This is a genomic window from Peribacillus glennii (assembly GCF_003429105.1).
GTDB lineage: Bacteria > Bacillota > Bacilli > Bacillales > DSM-1321 > Peribacillus > Peribacillus glennii.
Genome location: NZ_QVTD01000001.1, coordinates 93,344 through 114,675, shown reverse-complemented (window position 1 = coordinate 114,675; position 21,332 = coordinate 93,344). Strand labels below are relative to the sequence as shown.

Genomic DNA, 21,332 nt, shown 5'->3' with positions numbered 1-21,332 from the left:
AGATGCGTCTTGTTCAGACTTCCCATGTAATAGCTGAAAGTAAGCTTAATAGATTTCATTTGTTAGTTTTTCTTTGGTGTTTTTATGCAATTGCCTTTGATGGTTTTGACATTGCTTTATACGGTATAGGATTGCCAATGATGATGGATGAATACGAGTTAACCATTGTAGAGGCAGGGGCTATTGGCAGTTATACTCTTATTGGTATGATGATTGGTTCCTTTTTACTCGGATCGTTTTCCGATATTATTGGTCGGAAAAAAATATTGGCCATTTGTATGTTTTTATTCAGTGTATTCTCTCTTTTGGCTGGTTTGGCACCAAATCCCCTCACTTTTACGATTATGCGTTTTATTGCAGCTCTAGGGATGGGCGGATTAATGCCAGCTGTAATTGCCGTAATGACGGAATACTCACCTAAAAAAAACAGAGCACTGATTGTAGCGGCAATGTATTGTGGATATTCAATAGGGACTATAATAGCTTCACTGACGGGTATGTATTTAATGGAAAGTCTAGGCTGGAGATTCTTATATTGTTTAGGGATTATCCCGCTAATTACACTGCCATTATTTCTTAAACAATTTCCCGAATCGTTATCCTTTCATATTGTTCGTAACCAAGGTGAAAAAATCGCAAGTATTCTAAACAAAATCCATCCTAAGGGTAATTATCAAGCAACAGACGATTTTGAATATGTAAGTATTAAAGAACGCGCAAAAGGATTTACTGCCAAAAAGCTATTTGCAGACAATAGAGGTGTTAGTACATTAGCGTTTTGGATAACAGTGTTTAGCTGTCTGCTTATGATTTATGGCCTGAATACATGGCTTCCAAAAATTATGCAGGGATCCGGGTATGGAATCACTTCAAGCTTGTCATTCAGCCTTGTGTTAGGTATCGGACAAATTGGAGGTTCTTTACTGGGTGGTTATTTAGTAGATCGATTGGGGCATCGAAAAGTACTATTGTTCATGTTTTTAATAGGGGCTTTTTGTTTTGTCTCATTAAGTGTAACGTCTAATCTACTTTTGTTGTATGTATTAATCGCAATTGGCGGCGCATGCACAGGCGGAACGCAAAATCTTGTGAATCCATATATATCTCAATTTTATCCTCAGGAAATCCGAACAACAGGTCTTAGTGTCACAGTTGGGATTGGACGGATAGGAGCAATACTGGCACCCCTCATTATCGGTCTCTTGCTGGCAACTAATCTAGCACCTCAAAATGCGTTCATGGCATTTGCGATCCCGAGTATTATTGGGGGAATAGCCCTATTATTAGTTCAAGAGAAATATGGGAGTTTTGACAGAATCCTCAACCCATCCAATAGCTATAAAGAGACTGAGAATGAGAGCATTTAAATTCACTTCATATTAATATGATATGCTCCCCTTTTGGAAGGCAGGTGAAAAATAAAAATCTGACTCCTTTAAAGGGAGCATTTTTTTCTAAACGGAACTTTTTTGATAAGCATAGGATGAATTTAAAAAGCCAATTAAGATGGCGAATATTCATTAATGGTTTTTTAAATAGTCAAGCATTTCTTATCGAGGATATTTAATGTAATAACCTTTATAGATTACCAGGTACGCCATCACCACTTTGGAAACTGCTTTCACAAGCCATTGAAGTGTCTTATGTCATATTTTTAAGAATTAATTTAAATTTTTTTATTGCTATATATAATGTATGTGATATTATAGGAGATGCGTAATTTGGAAAGCCGCTATTCGAAGTATTTGGATCTTTCCATGCAGATAATTTTTGACCACTTCCACTAGGGATGTTAAGGCCATACGGACAGCCGGGTCAAATGCCGATCGGCAACTTTAGTTGCCTTATTGATTGAGTTAAAAGCTCAAATTTTATAAGTTGGTTACTTTACAACCAGTGCATTTGCACATCAACTTGTGAAACGGTCAATAAGAGTGGAAAAAGTAATTATTTGCTATATAGACTCTGATCCATTATTGATATATTCGAATATTAAAGAGCTTTCCTACAAAAGTTCCCAGTATTTTTATGGTTTTACTTTTGTTATGGAGTACCTGTGCTTATTTAATATTGATGATTATATCTAAAGCAAGTGTGATGCGCGATTATGCGTTTTTTGCACTTGCTTTTTTTGTTTTGTTTTAAGGAAGTTACAACAAGGCATCCTTTCCTGCAAACGCGCAAGTGGCAGATACTCCGTTGTTACGGTATTCTTTTTTGCTTAAAAAAATCTACATAGTTAGGAGATAATAGAATGGGAAAAGCACTTATTATTGGGGCTGGCGGTGTGGCATCAGTAGCCATCCATAAATGTGTTCAAAACAGTGAGGTATTTGAAGAAATTTGTATTGCGAGCCGTACAAAATCTAAATGTGATGAGTTAAAAGCAAAACTGGACGGCGGCAAGACAAAAATTACGACTGCACAGGTTGATGCAAACAATGTTGACGAGCTGATTGCTTTAATTGAAGAAGTAAAACCAGATATCGTGATGAACTTAGCATTGCCTTACCAGGATTTAACGATCATGGATGCTTGTCTTGCAACAAAAACACACTATATGGATACAGCAAACTATGAGCCGGAAGATACAGCAAAATTTGAATACAAGTGGCAGTGGGACTATCGTGAACGATTCGAAAAAGCCGGAATTACAGCTCTTTTAGGCAGTGGATTTGACCCAGGTGTAACAGGTGTGTTCTCTGCTTATGCGCTGAAACATCATTTTGATGAAATTGAATATATCGACATTCTTGACTGTAATGGCGGGGATCATGGCTATCCTTTTGCAACCAATTTCAACCCTGAAATCAATATCCGCGAGGTTTCTGCAAACGGGAGATATTGGGAAAATGGTGAATGGGTCGAAACGGAACCAATGGAAATCAAACGCGTTTATAACTTCCCTGAAGTTGGCGAAAAGGATATGTATTTGCTTTACCATGAAGAGCTTGAATCTCTTGCTGTAAACATGCCAGGGCTTAAGCGCATCCGTTTCTTCATGACATTCGGCGAAAGCTATCTTACTCACCTAAGGGCCCTTGAAAATGTAGGAATGACTTCCATTGAACCAATTGAGTTCGAAGGACAACAAATCATTCCGCTTCAATTCTTGAAGGCTGTTTTACCGGATCCAGCAACCCTGGGACCACGTACAGTTGGAAAAACAAACATTGGCTGTATCTTCAGAGGAAAAAAAGACGGCATAGATAAAACGTACTATGTATACAATGTTTGTGACCACCAAGCATGCTATACAGAAGTTGGTTCTCAAGCCGTTTCTTATACAACAGGCGTTCCTGCAATGATTGGAGCAGCAATGATTCTGACTGGAAAGTGGAACAAACCGGGCGTATACAATATTGAAGAATTTAATCCGGATCCATTCATGGAAGAGTTAAACAAATGGGGACTTCCATGGGTAGAAGACTTTAATCCAGTGCTTGTTGATGATGAGCCTGCAAAAACAAAAGAAGTGGAGCTCGTCCGTTAAAATGCGGTTTGAAGAATTGCCAACACCTTGTTATGTAGTCGATGAAGCTCTCATCGAAAAAAATCTAAAAATCCTGAATGGCGTCATGCAGCGTACAGGAGCAAAGATTGTGTTGGCACAAAAAGCTTTTTCCATGACAACCATGTATCCCCTGATTGGTAAATATTTGAGTGGCACAACGGCGAGCGGTATATTTGAAGCTCGCTTGGGTTATGAGGAAATGGGCAAAGAAAATCATGTCTTTGCCCCTGCCTATCGTGAAGATGAGATCGACGAAATTATATCCATCTGTGACCATATTATCTTTAATTCTTTCTCACAGCTGGAAAAATTCAAAGATAAAGCTCTTCAAGCCGGGAGGAAAGTAGGGTTGCGCATCAACCCTGAATGCTCCACACAAGTTGGACATGAAATCTATGATCCATGTTCACCAGGTTCCAGATTCGGTGTAAAACAGGAAGATATTCGTCCAGATTTGCTTAAGGGAGTCTCAGGTCTGCACTTCCATACCCTTTGCCAGCAAAACTCGGACGATTTAGAGACAACTCTAAATGCAGTGGAAGAAAGGTTTGGACAATGGCTGCCGCAAATGGAATGGATCAACTTTGGCGGTGGTCACCATATCACAAGGGAAGATTATGATATCCCAACACTTGAAGCTTGTATTAAGAGAATGCAGGATAAATACGGGTTAGAAGTATATCTTGAACCAGGAGAAGCCATTGCGCTTAATGCAGGCTATCTGATCACATCTGTACTTGATATCCATAAAAATGGAATGGACATTGCCATTCTTGACACCTCGGCAACCTGTCATATGCCTGATGTATTGGAAATGCCATATCGTCCACCACTTCTTGGTTCAGGCGAAGCCGGCCAGAAGCCATTTTCATACCGGCTTGGCGGGCAAACCTGCCTTACAGGCGATGTCATAGGAGATTATTCATTCGATGAGCCATTAAAGAGCGGCGACAGGTTGATTTTTGGAGATATGGCGATCTACTCAATGGTAAAAACCAACACATTCAACGGCATGCCATTGCCAGCCATTGCAGTACAAGACAAAGATGGTGATTGTCAAGTCGTTCGGGAATTTGGCTATCAAGATTTTAAGATGAGACTGGCATAAAAAGATCTTTGTAACAGGCTGGATGCTGCCCAACAGAAAATACATTTAATTGAACCGGACTCTAAAAACATGAGTCTGGTTTTTTCTTCAACATTTTTTTCTGCTTTTTTAAAATATTTAGACGTTTCAAAATTGAAATGAGTTATAATATAAAAAACTGATAAAAAGAAGATGGTATTTTGTTGTATAAGACGCTGGAATTCAAAAATGTTGGTGGACAGATGGTAAAAGTGACTGAAATCCCTGTATTAGAAAAAAACAATCATTATTATTTTAAGGTTCATGTTCGTTTGCAAGATTTTGTTTCGTCCATTTACAATCAACCTGAAGAAAAAAACTGTTATTCCTTTCGTGAATATCTGAAACGTAAAATGAGATGGCCTGATTATAAGGAATTATTTTATATACAACAAGTTAAAGATAATGCTTAATATTGTTAAGCAAGCAGACAATGATTTTCCTGCAATTTATTCAACTCTAAATAGAAATAAATTATACATAAACGATCAATCCAGCAGTGTGTCTGCTGGATTTTTTTAATACTTCCGGTTCCTATAATTTTTATTTAATTGTGATAAGTTTCCCCTCCGATTAATCCAAAACCCCCCGATAAAGCTGTTTATCCAATTTCAACATCATCAACTTATTCGGAAGCAATTGACGATTGATAGTTTCTATCGCTTAAAAATGTGTGGGGCACCCGAAATGCCGGTGAGCACTTTAGTTGCCTTTCTAAACTGTAAATAATAATATTACAGTAATCTTCTGAAGGAGGATCAGACCCTGGTGAATAGTGAGTTTACGATAGCCGTTCACAGTTTAATATATTTAGCCTATTTACCCGACCATATGGCCAGCAGCGAAACGATTGCAAAAAATGTTTCGACAAACCCGGCAAGAATCCGCAAAATTATGGGATGCTTGCGAAAAAATGGATTAGTTAAGACCAAGGAGGGTATTGGGGGAGGGTACATCCTCGAATGCGACCCGGAAACAGCCACATTGGCACAAGTTTTACGCTCGGTGTCTTACGGGTCTTTAAAACCAAACTGGTGTACAGGAAATCCGGAAGAAGCTTGTCCGATTTCTTCCGGGACACAGGCTGTAATGGACCAAGTTTTCCGTGATGCTGAAAGTCATTTAGAGAAATACCTGGATCAGATTACGTTACGTTCTGTTTTAGAAAAAATTAAACAAACCCGTTGAATTTATTTGTTTATATAAACTGTAACTATTTTTATAACAATTATTGGGATGGTGAATACCAATGGCAATGAACGGAAAAAATCAATTTGAAACCAGTGATTGGGTCATGGGGAAGTCCAAGGAAGGAGAATTGGTGACCGGATATATCGAATCTGTAGATGTTTTACAGGGAATAGTAAAAGTATTCGTTATTGAAAGCGATAATGAAAGAATAATTGGAAAGTCGATAAGCCTTCAAAACAAATCAGTTGAAAAGCTGTCTGTATCACAAAAAATGAATGAACAACAGCTGCTGGACTTAATTGACGTTGCGTTATTGACCAAGGATGAACAATGGTTTACCCAATTAACGGCTAAATTGAATGAACTCCGGAAGGCACCAAAGAAGGAGTCCACTATCAATATTGTATATCCTGCTGATATCATTAAAATGGAAAAGTTTGATACAGGGCACTAGTAGTTCAGGGACCATGAAATACCGATGGAAATCCTCCTTCATGAATCCTTAACGGTTTCCTTTAGCTAATGTTTGAGGGTTTCCATTAACCTTTAAGGGAAAGAAAAATATAATGAATATTTGTGAAAAGAGGAGAGGAACGAACTTGATTATCATTCATGCCTTTTTTACGGTTGATCCAAGTCAACGGGAAGCTTTTCTTGAACATTCGAAACAAGTAGTTTTACATTCAAGGGGTGAAGAAGGAAATATTAGCTATCAATTATTGGAGGATAGCGGCCGTGACAATGAGTTTGTTTTTTTAGAGGTATGGAAAGACGCAGAAGCAATTGTGTCACATGAGGAAACTGAGCATTTTAAATTGTTTGTGAAAAACCTGCAACCATTCTTGCTTGAACCTGTACGTGTAGAAAAGTATTTGGCAACAGAAAAACTCTAACCTTTGCTTTTAAAGAGCGATTCAGGTTTTTATTGTTGATTACCGTTATTACTATCTGGAGGGATTTACATAATGAATAAGAAGTATGCACCATTATTTGACAACATTTCTTTGCGCAAAGGCATTCAATTGAAAAATCGCCTGGTTATGGCACCTATGACGAATTTTTCTTCAAATCCTGACGGAACGGTTACTAAGGACGAAGTTAACTATTATGTACGCCGTTCAAGGGGAGTCGGAATGGTCATAACAGCCTGTACATATGTAACTGAAAACGGCAAAGGATTCCATGGTGAATTCGGTGCTGACCGGGACGAGCTGATACCAAGTTTAAGGCAATTGGCCACATCCATTAAGGAAGAAGGAGCAAAAGCGATCCTGCAAATCTTCCACGGCGGCCGTATGTGTCCGCCAGAGCTTGTGCCGAATGGCGAAACTGTCAGTGCCAGCGCCGTGGCTCCGGAGGGAGAAGGACAAACTGTTCCCCGGGCCCTGGCCGAGGCTGAGATCGAATCGATTATCCATGACTTTGGAGAAGCAACACGCCGTGCCATTAAGGCAGGATATGACGGTGTTGAAATTCACGGGGCGAACGGGTATCTGATTCAACAATTTTTCTCGCCGCATTCCAATATTCGCGAAGACGAGTGGGGCGGCAGCCTGGAAAAACGCATGAAATTTCCGATGGCAATTATTGATGAAGTGAAGAAGGCAGTTTCAGAGCATGCAAAAGAACCGTTCATCGTTGGATACAGATTTTCACCGGAGGAGCCTGAAACACCAGGCATTACGATGGCAGATACCTTAACATTTGTCGATGCTCTGGCAGATAAGGGTCTTGATTACCTCCATGTTTCACTGCAGGATTTCTGGTCTGTCCCAAGACGAGGTGTAGAAGATAAGCGTCCGCGTATCGAACTGATCCTCGAAAAGGCAGGAGAGCGTGTTCCGGTAATAGGAGTGGGCTCAATCCTTACAGCAGATGATGCAATAAAAGCGTTTGAAACCGGAGTACCTCTTTTGGCATTGGGCCGTGAAATCATCATTGATCCGGACTGGGTGGAGAAGGTGGAGCAAGGCAGGGAATCGGAAATCAAAACAAAAATAGATAAGGATGCCCAGCAGCAGCTTGTCATACCAGATCCGCTGTGGCAAGCTATCGTGAATACACCTGGATGGTTCCCAGGGGTTTAAGAACGATCTCCTAAAAATGGGAATATATAACCGTTAATGGTAAACAATGAGTGTGATGCGGTCAAAGCTTAACAGCCTAAACTAGGAGGAACGCAAAAATGGAAAATATCATAAATTTTCATGTCACCGGATCTTCAAAGGGATTACAAACCATCACTAAGGCGGGTAAGCACACACTTACCATAGATGAACCGCCTGTAATGGGCGGCCAGGATTCAGGTCCCAATCCGCTGCAAACACTACTAAGTGCACTTTCAGGATGCGAAAACATCGTCGCCAATGTTGTGGCGAAAGAAATGGAGTTCGACCTGCAAGGAATAGAATTTGATATCAAGGCGGTATTGGACCGCCGTGGATTCATGGGTGATCCGAATGTTAAGCCATATTTTCAGAGCGTAACGATTGCCGCAACAGTGAAAACAAGCGAACCGCAGCAACGTATCAATGAGTTGCAAAGAATCACCGATTCCAGATGTCCAATCTATGCTACCCTTGAAGCGGCAGGCATTCCAATTGAAACAAAATGGTCAAAAGCATAAAAGACAATGAACAGAAGGCAGACACTAGATGATTATCATTGGCGGGTCTGCCTTTTTTATAAAAAAATAAACGTAGAAAATACCGCAATAAAAGGCGGTTCATATTAAAGGATATCGAATAGGAAGGAATGGATCAGTGTGAAAACGACGGTAAAATGGACTGGGGACCTTGCTTTTTCCGGTATCACACCTTCAGGGCATCAAATTACAATGGATGCAGCAGAAGAAGCAGGCGGCCAAAACAGTGGGGCAAGACCCACAGAATTGCTTTTACATGCAGTCGCAGGCTGTACAGGGATCGATATTATTCTTATTTTGCAAAAGATGCGTTTGAACCCTGCCTCTTTTCATATGGAGGTTCAAGGGATAAGGGCTGAAGACCATCCGAAAAGATTTACCGATGTGCACATTCATTACGCTCTGGAAGGTGAGCTGCCTGAAGATAAAGTCATCAGGGCGATTCAGTTATCAAAAGATAAGTACTGCTCGGTTTCACAGTCATTGAATGCAGAAATTTCAGTGAGCTATTCTCTTAATGGAGTCGAAGGCGAGAAAGATATATGATTACTTTGAAGATAGGGGATGGCTAAGCCATCCCCTCTTTTAGCTGCATGAACCTTAAATTTCAGTGATAGGTTACAATCTTATCTAATCCATAACGGTGATGAGGGTAAACCCACCGGCAGCGCGGCCGATGGGAACCATCGCAGCAAATTTTACATGTTCCGGAAGGCAAGGATTCCCTTCACCTTATCCTGGTCGAAACCCAGGACTGGAACACTTTCATATCCTAATCCTTGTACAGTTATCAGTTGCCAATTTGCCCGATACTGTTCAATCCCGGTTTACCGCCTGAGGGAAAAAGAAGAAGAGGTCGCAAATCTGGCTTCTTTATTTGGGGGCATGAGTATGGAAGACAGCGGTCAATGGGGGTTGGGACAGACGTACATCGCCCTTGGCTTTCTGTCACGTGGAAACGCCAAGGCTGAAGACTCCAGGCACTGGGCGACAAGCGGACAAGGTCAAAAATCTTAAATATCAAACACAAACAATAAGGAACAATTACCAGCCTGAATCACAGTTAGATAGGTGTAAACAAGAAAAATTGTCATGAGGGGTCTGCCCCCCCTTGAAAAAACGGAGCGCTGCGTTCCTTTTCAATGTAGATATTTTCAACCTAGAGTGATTATGGAAAAATGTGTTGATTTCATTGTACAGTTTTCATATAAATTACATGCTGCTAGACGATTGGACAGATCATCTTCTTTTGTTCCATGCTGTGCGAATAACCAGTTAGGGGTCAGGCCCAAACCACACATGTACAGTCGATTGCATTGGTAATGTTCAGACCTGGAAATAACGTTATGACAATTGAGGAAACTAAGAGAGAGCAGGTAAACAAAATAATTTTACCGACATCATATCCTAGCCCGTATGTAAATGAATTTCATTAGTTACAAAATTTTAATAAAATCAATAAAATTGTTGCTATTCAAAATGTAATCGATTACAATGAATTCATCAGATAGACAAATTCAATATAAGATGCATAGAAACACTGAAAGGAATTTAGTAACCTATGGTAAGGATAGTCGATGTCGCTAAAAAAGCAAACGTTTCCACGGCCACTGTCTCCAGGGTGATAAGCAACTCAGGAACTGTGAAAAAAGATACAACTGAAAGAGTTTTAAAAGCGATCGAGTCACTGAACTATCAACCTAACATTCTGGCAAGGCAGCTTAGAAGATCGGAAACCAAAACGATACTCGTCGTTGTCCCTGACATAACGAATACTTTTTTTTCCAAAGTACTGCGAGGCATAGAATCCGTGGCCATTGACAGCGGTTATCAGGTTTTACTGGGGGATACCCTAAATGATGCAGAGCGTGAAAGCGGATACTTAAATATACTTCGACAGAAAAAAGCAGATGGCATGATTTTGCTGACAGCCAAGGTTGATGGACAAGTTGTTGAAGATATAGCGAAACAATATCCTGTTGTCATAGCCTGTGAATATACCGAAGGATCAGAAATTCCAACTGTTTCGATTGATAATGTCAGCAGTGCAAGAAAAGCTGCGGAACACCTGATAACCTTAGGCCATAGGCGGATCGGCACTATAACGGGCCCCTTTGACAGTGTATTAGGCAGGGACCGCCTAAAAGGTTTCCAGCAGGCAATGGCCCAGCATGGCATTCCTCTAGACTCGCTTCTGGTGCAGGAAGGAGACTTCTCATTTGAAAGCGGCTGTAATGTAATGCAAAAATTCCTGGCATTGGGTGTTCCTCCGACAGCTATTTTTGCCGCAAACGATGAAATGGCGATTGGCGCAATAAAAGCCATTAAATCAAAAGGCTTAAAGGTTCCAGAAGACATTTCGGTTGTTGGGTTTGATAACATTAAATTCGCTTCCATTTTTGAACCTGCCCTGACAACAATCGCCCAGCCATCATATGAGATTGGTCAAAAAGCAATCGAATTATTAATTAAATTAATCAACAAGGATGAACTTGATAAGAATCAATATATTTTAGAAGATAAGTTGATTGTAAGAGAATCGAGCAAAAAATGTTTATCATAATCAATATTTTGTAATCGATTACAATGTTGAACATCAGGGAGGTGATGGGGTTCAGCAAGGGGAGTTTTAACAAAAACCAATTGCAAGGCTCTGACACTTTTTAATGGAGGGAATACAAAATGAAATTAGGATACCAAACCAATACTTGGGGAGGAGTAGTCGGACACCCAGCAGGCGTTACTTCGGTGAAAGACCTATACTACCTTGCCAACGGATCTACAGAGGAAGCATTACGGGACATAAGTGCAGCCGGGTATAAAGGGTTTGAAATATTTGATGGGAATTTAATGCAATATAAAGATAAAAAAGAGGAATTTAAAGCCCTGCTGGAAGAAACCTCTCTTGATTTCATCGGAGTATATACAGGAGGGAACTTTATTTTTCCTGATATTCTAGAAGAAGAGCTAATAAAAATAGAAGCGGCAGCTGCCCTGGCTTCTGAACTTGGAGCCCAGCATCTTGTTGTAGGTGGAGGAGCCATCCGTGCCAAGGGTATATTAGAAAGCGATTATAAAGATCTCGGAGCAGCTCTGGACAAGGTAGTTCAAATTGCTGAACAATACAATTTGATTCCGAGTTACCACCCCCATTTGGGGACGAATGTTGAATCACCAGCCCAGCTCGATAAACTAATGCCATTAACCACTATCAATCTAGTTCCTGATACTGCGCATATTGAGGCTGGCGGCGGTGACCCGGTGGAAGTAATAAAAAAATACATTGATCGGATCAAATATGTTCATTTTAAAGACTTTCAAGACGGTGAGTTCCTTCCTTTAGGAGCTGGACATCAAAAGTTTGATGAAATGATCACAATTTTAAAAGAATCAGGCTTCGATGGATGGATCACTGTAGAGTTAGACAGTTATGAGAATCCAAAAAAAGGCGCTGAAATCAGCCGCAAATACCTGTCACAATTTGAATGAAAATAGACTGATTTTATTCCTAAAAAAGAGGGGCTATACATGAAAAAGCTGATATCGATGACTTCAATCGCTCTTCTCGTTAGTGGTTTAATCCTTTCGGGGTGTGTACAGGACCAATCCTCCGATTCGGGCAATAACAAGACAAGCTCAGTAACGAAAACGGTTCAAACAACGGACAGCTCCGGCTCGATTACGATAAATCCGGAGATTCCCGACGGACAAAAGATTCAAAGTAGAGGTCCAAATGGGGAAAAGGCTGTGTCTGCCAAAACCTTGAAACTCACTAAGGAAGAAATTAAGAAGATCAAAGCAGGAAAATATACAGCCGCAATTGTTATGCATTACGCAGGGAATGACTGGTCCAATGCACAAATCAACGGCCTGAAAGCAACATTTGCAACGATGGGGATAAAAGTAATAGCTGTTACAGACGCTCAATTCAAGGTTGAAAAGCAGGTGTCGGATATTGAAACTGTAATGGCAAAATCCCCAGATTTAATTGTTAGCATACCGGTAGACCCTGTTTCTACTGCAGACGCATACAAAAGAGCAGCAAAGGCCGGAATAAAGCTGGTATTTATGGACAATCCACCTTCAGGATTAAAAGCTGGCAAGGATTATGTAAGCGTTGTCTCGGCTGATAATTATGGCAATGGAGTAGCGGCTGCGGATATTATGGCCAAAAAACTTCATGAAAAAGGGAAAGTCGGTGTCATTTTCCACGCAGCTGATTTCTTTGTTACGAAACAGCGGACAAAAGCATTTGAAAAAAGAATCAAAGAAAAATATCCAAACATTAAAATTGTTGCCCGTGGCGGAATAACAGATCCTAATAAAACAGAACTGGTAGCTTCAGGCATGCTGACAAGACACCCGGATTTGGACGGGATCTTCTCGGTATGGGATGTCCCGGCGGAAGGTGTGTTAGCTGCAGCCAGGATATTTGACCGTGAAGATTTAGTCATTACAACAATAGATTTAGGTACAAATGTGGCATTGGAGACTGCGGTTGGCGGTGTTGTGAAAGGCCTTGGTGCTCAATTGCCGTATGACCAGGGTGTTTCAGAAGCAATACTGGCCGGATATGCAATACTGGGCAAATCAGCGCCGGAATATGTAGCTGTGCCATCCCTGAGTGTTACAAAGGAAAATGTTTTGAAATCATGGCAGCTGGTTTACAGGGAGGATGCTCCTGAAACCATTCAAAAGGCATTAAATTAGTAGCTTCATACAATAATAAATTGATTATTAGGAGGACACAGACAATGAAAAAACTTAACGTAGGTATGATCGGCGGAGGATTTATGGGGAAAGCTCATGCGCTTGCATATGCAGCAATGCCGATGTTTTTCTGGCCGGCGCCGGCAATCCCGCACCGTCACACAGTAGTGGATGTAACAGAGGAGCTCGCAAAAGACGCTGCTGCAAAATTGGGCTTTGACAACTATTCTACTGACTGGAGAGCAGTGGTCAATGATCCGGAAATCGATGTTATCGACATTGTGACACCAAACAATACGCATGCAGAAATTGCGATTGCGGCTGCAAAAGCAGGGAAGCACGTTATTTCTGAAAAACCATTGGCATTAGGTGCCGAAGAAGCCAAAACAATGCTAGAGGCGGTTCAAGCTGCTGGAGTTAAACACGCGGTTGCCTTCAATTATAGAAGAACACCGGCTGTTGCTCTCGCAAAAAAATACATTGAAGAAGGAAGAATCGGAAACATCCTTAACTTCCGGGGAACTTATCTTCAAGACTGGTCTGCAGATTCAAATTCACCGCTATCATGGCGTTTCCAGAAAAAGATTGCCGGGTCAGGCGCCCTGGGGGATATCGGAACACATGTTGTAGATTTCGCCCGCTACCTTGTTGGTGAAATTTCAGATGTAAATGCAGTAACAAGAACTTGGATTCCTGAAAGGCCGATCCAAACAGGCGGGGTAGATAAATTAGGAACCGTTAAAAACAGTAGTGAAGATGTACCAAAAGGTAAAGTAGATGTCGATGATGAAGTCATTACATTGGTGAAATTTGAAAATGGTGCAATTGGAAGCATTGAAGCTACCCGAAACGCATGGGGCCGCAATAACTTCCTGACATTTGAAATCCACGGCACTAAAGGATCATTATACTTTAATTATGAAAATCGTGATGAACTTCAGGTTTGCTTCGCAGACGATCCAAGTGATGCAAAAGGCTTCAGAACCGTTTATACAGGACCTGCTACACCATATGGGGAAGCACTCTGGCCAATTCCTGCACTAGGCATCGGATACGGAGAAACAAAAATCATTGAAACTCATGACTTCTTTAAAGCGATCGTTGAGAATACACATGTTTCACCGAACTTTGATGATGGATACCGTATTGAGCTTATTGCAGACGCAATCCTGGAATCAGCTGAAAAAGGCGAATGGGTAAACATTAATAAATCTGAAGTAAAAGTTGGACAGTGATTTTATATAAATGACAATTTTATAAAGGCTGCTCGTTGGAGCAGCCTTTGTTAAAAAAGAAGGTGAATGAATTGGAACAGCCTATTCTTGAGATGAAGAATATCTCAAAATCATTTAATGGGGTTACTGTTTTAGATTCAGTTAATTTTTCTGTCAAAAAAGGCGAGGTACATGCCTTAATGGGAGGAAATGGTGCTGGAAAGTCCACATTAATGAAAACGCTAACAGGAGTCTATCAGGCAGATGGCGGAGAAATTTTCATAGATGGGAAAAAAGTAGAGATTAATAACATGCAGGATGCACGGGATAATTATATCTCCATGATTTTTCAGGAGTTTAGCTTAATACCGACCTTAACGGTTGCAGAAAATATCTTTTTGACAAGAGAATCAAAGAATTCTTTTGGAATGCTCAATGATAAAGAAGGCATTAAAAAAACAAGGGTTTTATTAGAGGAATTGGAAGTGGACATCAATCCAAATGATGTGGTCCAGGATCTTGGCGTCGGATACTGGCAGATGACCGAGATTGCCAAAGCACTTTCGCAGGAAGCAAAAATCCTGATCATGGACGAACCATCATCCTCCCTGACCAAGAAGGAAACGGAAGTTCTCTTTTCTTTTATCGAGAAACTAAAGCGCAAGGGAATTTCGATTATATATATATCACATCGTATGGACGAAATTTTTCAGGTGTGTGACCGGATCACTATTTTACGTGATGGGAAAAACGCAGTTACCGAAAATATTAAAGATATTGGTATGGAAACCGTTGTCCAGCATATTGTAGGGGCTGAAATGGATAAGGCGTTTGAATGGGTGGAACGCTCTTATTCTACAAATGCAAAGCCTATTCTGAAAGTGAACAACTTGAAGTCTGGTTCAAAAGTGAATGGTGTCAGCTTTACGCTTCAACCGGGCGAAATTCTGGGTTTTGCAGGTTTGATGGGAAGCGGAAGATCAGAGATTGCACGATCGATTTTTGGAATCGATTCTATAGACAGCGGTGAAATCGAAATAAATGGAGTAAAACAGAACATCAAAAACCCTGAGGACGCAGTAAAAGCAGGACTTGCTCTTATTCCGGAGGACAGAAGGATGCAGGGACTGGTCCTTGAACACAGCGTAAAGGATAATATGATTCTGCCTATCCTTTCAAAAGTGAAAAAAGGACTCTTTGTTGATGAACGCAAGGCCAACGAGCTGTCGAATCAACTAGTTAACAAGCTGAAAATTAAAACCGATAACATCTTCAAAACTGCCGGGCTTTTATCAGGCGGGAATCAGCAAAAGATTGTGCTGGCAAAATGGCTGGCCAATGACCCTGAGGTTCTTATTTTGGATGAGCCTACAATCGGGGTGGATATCGGGGCAAAGACAGAAATCCTTGATATTATTCGCGAACTTGCTGACAGCGGCAAAGCAGTCATAGTTATTTCATCTGAACTCCCTGAACTTATGGCGGTAAGTGACAGAGTCATTGTACTTCATGAAGGGAAAGTGGTGAAGGAACTGGATAGAAGGGAGATTAATTCGGAGGAGGAGCTTCAACATGCAATCCAAGGATATTAAGGTCGATAACTCATTAAATACAACAACATACAAAACAGGAAAGACGTTTGACTGGCGCAACTATATTGTATATTTTGCTTTTGTGGGCGTACTTATATATTTCTCCATTATGTTATTCGATGATGGATTCTTGACATCCAATAATATGCTGAATATCGCACGTCAGTCGGCAATGATTACAATCATGGCTGTTGCCATGACCTTTGTGATCAGTACAGGGGAGATAGATCTCTCTGTAGGCTCCATAACTGCCCTCTCCGCATTGACAGCAGCCTTGGCATTACAGGCGGGATATGGATTAATCGGCGGGTTGGTCGTTGGTTTAGCAACAGGTTTGGTTATTGGATTGGTCAATGGCTTGCTTATCACAAAAGTCTCGATTCCATCTTTCCTGGTAACTCTTGGAATGATGGGGATCGTAAAAGGTTTGGCAATGTGGATTACAGACACGGCTCCTGTTCCAATTGTGGATTCTACATTTAACTATGTTTTTGGTTCCGGGGATATTGGACCGATTCCAATCTTACTGATTTGGACACTTATTGTAGCAGTGATTGGGCATATCCTGCTCCGCAAGACACCATTTGGCCGCCAGACACTTGCAACCGGCGGTAATGAGAATGCCGCAAAGTTTTCCGGGATTAAAACAGGTAAGGTTAAATTGCTTGTATTTATTGGAACTGGATTGATGGCAGGCTTTGCAGGAATCCTGTATGCCGGACGCATGCACGCAGGCCGCTTTACTTTCGGTGAAGGCGATGAGCTATCTGTTATTGCTGCCGTAATTCTTGGCGGAACAGCCTTATCAGGTGGGGTAGGAACTGTAATTGGTACAGTGGTTGGTTCTTTAATGATGGGTGTTATTAATAATGGCTTGATCATTATGGGCCTTGACGTCAGCCAGCAGCAAATTGTAAGAGGACTTATCATTATTATTGCAGTGGCATTCGGAAGAAAGACGCTTAAAAAGTAAGAGTCCGGGGAAAAAATCTTGGATAAGAGTGTGCTGGCTCATTCGTAACTTATATTAGGAAGCGAATGAGCCAGTCATTTTTAAAATACCGAAAACTGTTTGAGCAGGTGGGGATTCATGAATGGAAAAAATTAAGGTGGGCATCATCGGGACAGGATTCATCGGTCCTACTCACATTGAAGCTATTAGGCGGCTCGGTTTCGTGGATGTAATCGGCATTGCTGGCAGCACCCGGGAGTCGGCCGAGAAGGCAGCAGCCGAGCTTAATATTGACAAGGCTTATGGAGATTACCAGGAATTATTGAATGATAATGAAATCAAGGTGATTCATAACTGTACACCGAATCATCTTCATTTCAAGATCAACAAAGAAGCCATCTTAGCCGGTAAACATGTCCTGTCTGAAAAGCCGCTGGCGATGGATAGCAAAGAGTCTGCCGAGCTTCTTGATTTGGCAAAAAAACATAAGGTTATCCATGCCGTTAATTTTAATTATCGTCAGCATGCAACCATCAGGAACTTAAAGGCGCTGGTTCAAAACGGGGAATTTGGAACATTGAATCTTATACATGGAAGCTATCTGCAGGACTGGTTATTGTACGAAACAGACTTTAACTGGCGGCTGGATCCCAAGCAGGGCGGAAATACAAGGGCAATAGCGGATATAGGCTCCCATTGGTGCGATACAGTCCAGTATGTAACAGGAAAAAGAATCGTAGAGGTTTTTGCTGACTTTTCCACGGTTCTGCCTGTTAGAAAGAAACCTAAATCAAATGTTGCCACATTTGGGTCCCAAGGCAGTGAACAAGTGGATTATGAGGATGTTTCAATTTCAACAGAGGATTGTGCTTCTGTACTTATTCGTTTTAATGACGGTACGAAGGGAGTTTTCACTGTTTCCCAGGTAAGTGCCGGCCGAAAAAACAGGCTTAGCTTTGAGCTAGATGGGAGTAAAAGCTCTGCTTTCTGGAATCAAGAGGAACCGGAAAAATTGTGGATTGGACATAGAGAAAAGCCGAACGAAGTGCTTTTAGCCGATCCAGCATTATTTACATCACAAGCAAGAGGGTCGATACACCATCCAGGAGGCCATAATGAGGGATGGCCTGATTCCCTCAAAAATATGATGTTGAATTTTTACTCCTTTATTCGGGAAGGCAAAGACCCTGCTAAGGATAAGCCTGATTTTGCCACCTTTGAGGATGGACATGTGTCCATGCGTATAAATGATGCTATTTTTGAAAGCAATGCCCATCAAAAATGGGTAAAGGTTAATAAGTAACCAGGAGGTGCAGACTATGAAGCTGGGTGTGTTCACACCGCTTTATCAAAATCTCTCTTTTGAGGAGATGTTGGATAAATTGAGTGGCATGGGCGTCGAAACAGTAGAATTAGGAACAGGGAATTACCCGGGAAGCAGCCATTGCAATCCGGATGAACTGCTGGAAAGTCCCGAAAAGTTCAAATCGTTTAAAAGGGCTCTCGAAGGCAGAGGAATAAGTATCAGCGGTTTAAGCTGTCATGGCAATCCATTGCATCCTGATAAAAAGGTTGCAACAGCTGCACATCAAACATGGAGAAAGACGGTCTTGTTAGCTGAGAAATTGGAGGTTCCAGTCATAAATGGCTTTTCGGGTTGTCCTGGTGACCATGGGAACGCAAAATATCCAAACTGGGTCACATGCTCTTGGCCTCCGGAATATTTAGATATTTTGGATTGGCAATGGAAAGAGATAGTAATACCTTACTGGAAAGAAGAAGCACAGTTTGCCAATTTACATGGTATAACTCAAATCGCTTTTGAAATGCATCCTGGATTTGTTGTTTATAATCCTGAAACATTACTGCGGTTAAGGGAACAGGCAGGAGAAAGCATTGGTGCTAATTTTGATCCAAGCCACCTTGTCTGGCAGGGAATCGATCCGGTTGAAGCCATTAAAAAGCTTGGCCGTGAGAAGGCAATTTTCCATTTTCATGCAAAAGACACCTATCTTGACAAAGCGAATATAAAAATCAATGGCGTACTGGATACCAAACATTACAGCCAAATTCTGGACCGGTCCTGGACCTTTAGATCAGTCGGCTATGGCCATGACGAAAAAATGTGGAAGGATATCATCAGCACCCTTCGTGCCGTTGGATATGATTATGTAGTCTCTATTGAACACGAAGATATGCTGGCTTCTACAGATGAGGGTTTAAGCAAGGCAATTGCTTTGTTAAAAAAAATCCTGTTTAAAGAGGAAATGTCAGATATGTGGTGGGCTTAAACAGTATCATGATGTTAGGATATTACCCTGTTTAAGCTGTCCTTTATTAGATTAGGAGAAACGAAAGACTTATTAATTTGAATGGAAAAATTTAATTTAAAATTTTTAGAAAACTTATTGATTTCGTTATTGTAATCGTTTACAATCCAAATAGGTAAAGAGGACTATAATTGTTTGCTATTGATAAATTGCCCGCTATGTTCTATTTTACGAGAATCGCCTATTATAGAATATATTATTTAAATAGTTGAAGATTTAGGTGAATAACAAGCAAGGTACAACGCCTACTCCTACAAATACTAGTTTGCATTTATAAGGTGGACAGGCTTTTACTTTTAAATCAGGTAATTGTGACATCATTAAATGTAATCGGTTACACATTAGAGAACTTTATAGGGGGGTGATCCGGGTTACATAATTCAGCTTGGGCCGTAATATTTCAAGAATAAAAAGGGGCATTGGATGAACATTGGGTTAAATAGAAAAGGGGGGTTATTTATGAAAAAAGTATTATCCGTGTTTATTATGATTCTGATAGTTAGCAGCCTTGCCCTAATGGGTTGCAGTCAAGGAAGCTCTTCCAGTTCTGAAGATAAAGAAAAAGAGGGAGTAAAAACTGGAAATGATGTTTCTTCCAGTGGTCCAATCACCATCAATCCGGATATTCCTGGAGACCAGGAAATCCAAAGTAAGGGACCTCATGGTGAAGAAGCGGTTTCAGCAAAAACATTACAGCTTACAGAAGATGAAATTGCAAAAATTAAAGAAGGTAAATATACTGCCGCGCTTGTAATGCACTATGCGGGCAATGACTGGGCAACAGCTCAAATCAACGGCTTAAAGGCAACGTTTGAGAGAATGGGAATCAAGGTTGTAGCGGTCACGGATGCTCAATTCAAGGCGGAAAAACAAGTTTCTGATATCGAAACTGTTTTAGCAAAAAAACCTGATATTATCGTAAGTATTCCTGTTGATCCCGTGTCTACGGCTGATGCGTACAAAAAAGCTGCAGCGGCAGGTGTAAAACTGGTATTCATGGATAATGCCCCGAGCGGCCTTAAAGCCGGTAAGGATTATATAAGTGTTGTTTCTGCAGATAACTACGGAAATGGGATACAGGCTGCAGACATCATGGCTGAAAAGCTTAACAAAAAAGGGAAAATCGGAGTTATTTTCCATGACGCGGATTTCTTTGTAACAAAACAGCGTACAGATGCATTTGAAGCTACGCTAAAAGAAAAGTATCCGGATATGAAAATTGTTGCCCGCGGCGGTATCACTGATCCTAACCAAGGGGAAAAAGTTGCATCAGGAATGCTGACAAAAAATCCTGATCTGGATGGGATTTTTGCAGTATGGGATGTTCCGGCTGAAGGTGCATTGTCTGCCGTTCGAACATCTGGCAAAGATATTGTTTTAACAACAATCGATCTTGGAACAAACGTTGCTGTTGAAATTGCTTCTGACGGAATTATTAAAGGTCTGGGGGCTCAGCTTCCTTTTGACCAGGGTATTGCAGAGGCTATTTTAGCCGGTCATGCGCTTCTTGGCAAAGAGACTCCGGCGTATGTGGCAGTGCCTGCATTAAAGGTAACCAGTGATAATATCCTTGATGCATGGAAGCTTGTGTACCATACAGATGCACCTGACTCCATTCAAGGGGCTGCAAAACAATAAATAAGGATTTACATCGTGTTAACTATTAAGGCTGCTCAGGTTGAGCAGCCTTTTTTGTGTTACTGTTGAATATTAATGAAGCTGCTGGAAGTAAGGCATGTAAATCGTAAGGAGCCTACGAACATAGTAATGGATTTTCTGCTGGTAGCGAGGTTATTCCTTCAGTGTGATTAACGAGCTTTAAGCATACAATCAATCTAAAAAAATGGGGTTACATAAATTATTGGTGTCGTTAAAGATAAATTAGAAACGCAGAGAAATTGTTTTTTTTTGGGGGAACTTGTTTTTAACCAAAGAGTTATCCTTTTTTATTTTCGATTGTCATATTCGAACTGTGGGAGTATTTAGGAGGGTGGTAACTGATTTGCTGAAATATGAATGTGCGTATATTAAGGGCAGTAATAGGTAACCTAAGAAAATA

At 40.9% G+C, this 21,332-nt stretch carries 20 protein-coding genes; all 20 read left to right on the top strand.

The features are described from left to right. Positions 1–2 precede the first annotated feature (2 nt). The 20 genes from D0466_RS00550 (at position 3) to D0466_RS00460 (ending at position 20,911) form a co-directional block, all read left to right on the top strand. On the top strand, positions 3–1,367 hold the full coding sequence (locus tag D0466_RS00550) for an MFS transporter (RefSeq protein ID WP_117320613.1): 1,365 nt from the start codon (positions 3–5) through the stop codon (positions 1,365–1,367). Between the two features lie 887 nt (positions 1,368–2,254). After that, on the top strand, positions 2,255–3,493 hold the full coding sequence (locus D0466_RS00545) for a saccharopine dehydrogenase family protein (protein WP_117320612.1): 1,239 nt from the start codon (positions 2,255–2,257) through the stop codon (positions 3,491–3,493). 1 nt (position 3,494) lies between these two features. Further along, complete coding sequence (gene nspC / locus D0466_RS00540; protein WP_117320611.1) at positions 3,495–4,622, top strand: carboxynorspermidine decarboxylase; 1,128 nt, start codon at positions 3,495–3,497, stop codon at positions 4,620–4,622. Positions 4,623–4,801: 179 nt separating this feature from the next. After that, positions 4,802–5,053: a DUF2535 family protein gene (locus tag D0466_RS00535; protein ID WP_117320610.1), complete on the top strand. Its 252-nt coding sequence runs from the start codon at positions 4,802–4,804 to the stop codon at positions 5,051–5,053. Positions 5,054–5,408: 355 nt separating this feature from the next. Beyond that, positions 5,409–5,828, top strand: coding sequence for an RrF2 family transcriptional regulator (locus D0466_RS00530; protein WP_117320609.1), 420 nt, complete (start codon positions 5,409–5,411; stop codon positions 5,826–5,828). Positions 5,829–5,889: 61 nt separating this feature from the next. Further along, positions 5,890–6,285, top strand: a complete 396-nt coding sequence (locus tag D0466_RS00525; RefSeq protein ID WP_117320608.1) for an IDEAL domain-containing protein — start codon at positions 5,890–5,892, stop codon at positions 6,283–6,285. 145 nt (positions 6,286–6,430) lie between these two features. Beyond that, positions 6,431–6,724, top strand: coding sequence for a putative quinol monooxygenase (locus D0466_RS00520; RefSeq protein WP_117320607.1), 294 nt, complete (start codon positions 6,431–6,433; stop codon positions 6,722–6,724). A 72-nt stretch (positions 6,725–6,796) separates the two neighbouring features. After that, positions 6,797–7,918: an NADH-dependent flavin oxidoreductase gene (locus tag D0466_RS00515; protein WP_117320606.1), complete on the top strand. Its 1,122-nt coding sequence runs from the start codon at positions 6,797–6,799 to the stop codon at positions 7,916–7,918. A 98-nt stretch (positions 7,919–8,016) separates the two neighbouring features. Further along, complete coding sequence (locus D0466_RS00510) at positions 8,017–8,457, top strand: OsmC family protein (protein WP_117320605.1); 441 nt, start codon at positions 8,017–8,019, stop codon at positions 8,455–8,457. Positions 8,458–8,595: 138 nt separating this feature from the next. Next, on the top strand, positions 8,596–9,021 hold the full coding sequence (locus D0466_RS00505) for an OsmC family protein (protein ID WP_117320604.1): 426 nt from the start codon (positions 8,596–8,598) through the stop codon (positions 9,019–9,021). A gap of 156 nt (positions 9,022–9,177) precedes the next feature. Then, the gene (locus tag D0466_RS21830) at positions 9,178–9,492 is read left to right on the top strand and encodes a hypothetical protein (RefSeq protein WP_142919861.1); all 315 of its coding nucleotides are present in this window, start codon (positions 9,178–9,180) and stop codon (positions 9,490–9,492) included. Positions 9,493–10,036: 544 nt separating this feature from the next. After that, a complete protein-coding gene (locus D0466_RS00500) occupies positions 10,037–11,038 on the top strand; it encodes a LacI family DNA-binding transcriptional regulator (protein ID WP_117320603.1) in 1,002 nt (333 codons plus the stop codon). Positions 11,039–11,157: 119 nt separating this feature from the next. Further along, complete coding sequence (locus D0466_RS00495) at positions 11,158–11,964, top strand: sugar phosphate isomerase/epimerase family protein (protein ID WP_117320602.1); 807 nt, start codon at positions 11,158–11,160, stop codon at positions 11,962–11,964. Between the two features lie 39 nt (positions 11,965–12,003). Next, entirely contained in the window at positions 12,004–13,185 is a 1,182-nt protein-coding gene (locus tag D0466_RS00490) for a substrate-binding domain-containing protein (protein WP_117320601.1), read from the top strand. Positions 13,186–13,229: 44 nt separating this feature from the next. Then, a complete protein-coding gene (locus D0466_RS00485; RefSeq protein WP_117320600.1) occupies positions 13,230–14,420 on the top strand; it encodes a levoglucosan dehydrogenase in 1,191 nt (396 codons plus the stop codon). Between the two features lie 47 nt (positions 14,421–14,467). Further along, positions 14,468–15,991, top strand: a complete 1,524-nt coding sequence (locus D0466_RS00480; protein ID WP_325048656.1) for a sugar ABC transporter ATP-binding protein — start codon at positions 14,468–14,470, stop codon at positions 15,989–15,991. Beyond that, positions 15,972–16,964 carry an ABC transporter permease gene (locus D0466_RS00475; RefSeq protein ID WP_117320599.1) on the top strand — a complete coding sequence of 331 codons (993 nt, stop codon included), beginning with the start codon at positions 15,972–15,974 and terminating at the stop codon, positions 16,962–16,964. The genes D0466_RS00480 and D0466_RS00475 overlap by 20 nt, the downstream gene beginning before the upstream one ends. Before the next feature lie 121 nt (positions 16,965–17,085). Continuing rightward, the gene (locus tag D0466_RS00470) at positions 17,086–18,246 is read left to right on the top strand and encodes a Gfo/Idh/MocA family protein (protein ID WP_117320598.1); all 1,161 of its coding nucleotides are present in this window, start codon (positions 17,086–17,088) and stop codon (positions 18,244–18,246) included. A gap of 16 nt (positions 18,247–18,262) precedes the next feature. Then, complete coding sequence (locus D0466_RS00465; protein ID WP_117320597.1) at positions 18,263–19,234, top strand: sugar phosphate isomerase/epimerase family protein; 972 nt, start codon at positions 18,263–18,265, stop codon at positions 19,232–19,234. Between the two features lie 498 nt (positions 19,235–19,732). Then, on the top strand, positions 19,733–20,911 hold the full coding sequence (locus tag D0466_RS00460) for a substrate-binding domain-containing protein (RefSeq protein ID WP_117320596.1): 1,179 nt from the start codon (positions 19,733–19,735) through the stop codon (positions 20,909–20,911). Positions 20,912–21,332: the final 421 nt, after the last annotated feature.

Coding starts and splice junctions, on each gene's coding strand:
- D0466_RS00550 (WP_117320613.1), top strand. CDS start 3: ATGCGTCTTGTTCAGACTTCCCATGTAATAGCTGAAAGTAAGCTTAAT.
- D0466_RS00545 (WP_117320612.1), top strand. CDS start 2,255: ATGGGAAAAGCACTTATTATTGGGGCTGGCGGTGTGGCATCAGTAGCC.
- nspC (WP_117320611.1), top strand. CDS start 3,495: ATGCGGTTTGAAGAATTGCCAACACCTTGTTATGTAGTCGATGAAGCT.
- D0466_RS00525 (WP_117320608.1), top strand. CDS start 5,890: ATGGCAATGAACGGAAAAAATCAATTTGAAACCAGTGATTGGGTCATG.
- D0466_RS00515 (WP_117320606.1), top strand. CDS start 6,797: ATGAATAAGAAGTATGCACCATTATTTGACAACATTTCTTTGCGCAAA.
- D0466_RS00510 (WP_117320605.1), top strand. CDS start 8,017: ATGGAAAATATCATAAATTTTCATGTCACCGGATCTTCAAAGGGATTA.
- D0466_RS21830 (WP_142919861.1), top strand. CDS start 9,178: ATGTTCCGGAAGGCAAGGATTCCCTTCACCTTATCCTGGTCGAAACCC.
- D0466_RS00500 (WP_117320603.1), top strand. CDS start 10,037: ATGGTAAGGATAGTCGATGTCGCTAAAAAAGCAAACGTTTCCACGGCC.
- D0466_RS00495 (WP_117320602.1), top strand. CDS start 11,158: ATGAAATTAGGATACCAAACCAATACTTGGGGAGGAGTAGTCGGACAC.
- D0466_RS00490 (WP_117320601.1), top strand. CDS start 12,004: ATGAAAAAGCTGATATCGATGACTTCAATCGCTCTTCTCGTTAGTGGT.
- D0466_RS00485 (WP_117320600.1), top strand. CDS start 13,230: ATGAAAAAACTTAACGTAGGTATGATCGGCGGAGGATTTATGGGGAAA.
- D0466_RS00475 (WP_117320599.1), top strand. CDS start 15,972: ATGCAATCCAAGGATATTAAGGTCGATAACTCATTAAATACAACAACA.
- D0466_RS00470 (WP_117320598.1), top strand. CDS start 17,086: ATGGAAAAAATTAAGGTGGGCATCATCGGGACAGGATTCATCGGTCCT.
- D0466_RS00465 (WP_117320597.1), top strand. CDS start 18,263: ATGAAGCTGGGTGTGTTCACACCGCTTTATCAAAATCTCTCTTTTGAG.
- D0466_RS00460 (WP_117320596.1), top strand. CDS start 19,733: ATGAAAAAAGTATTATCCGTGTTTATTATGATTCTGATAGTTAGCAGC.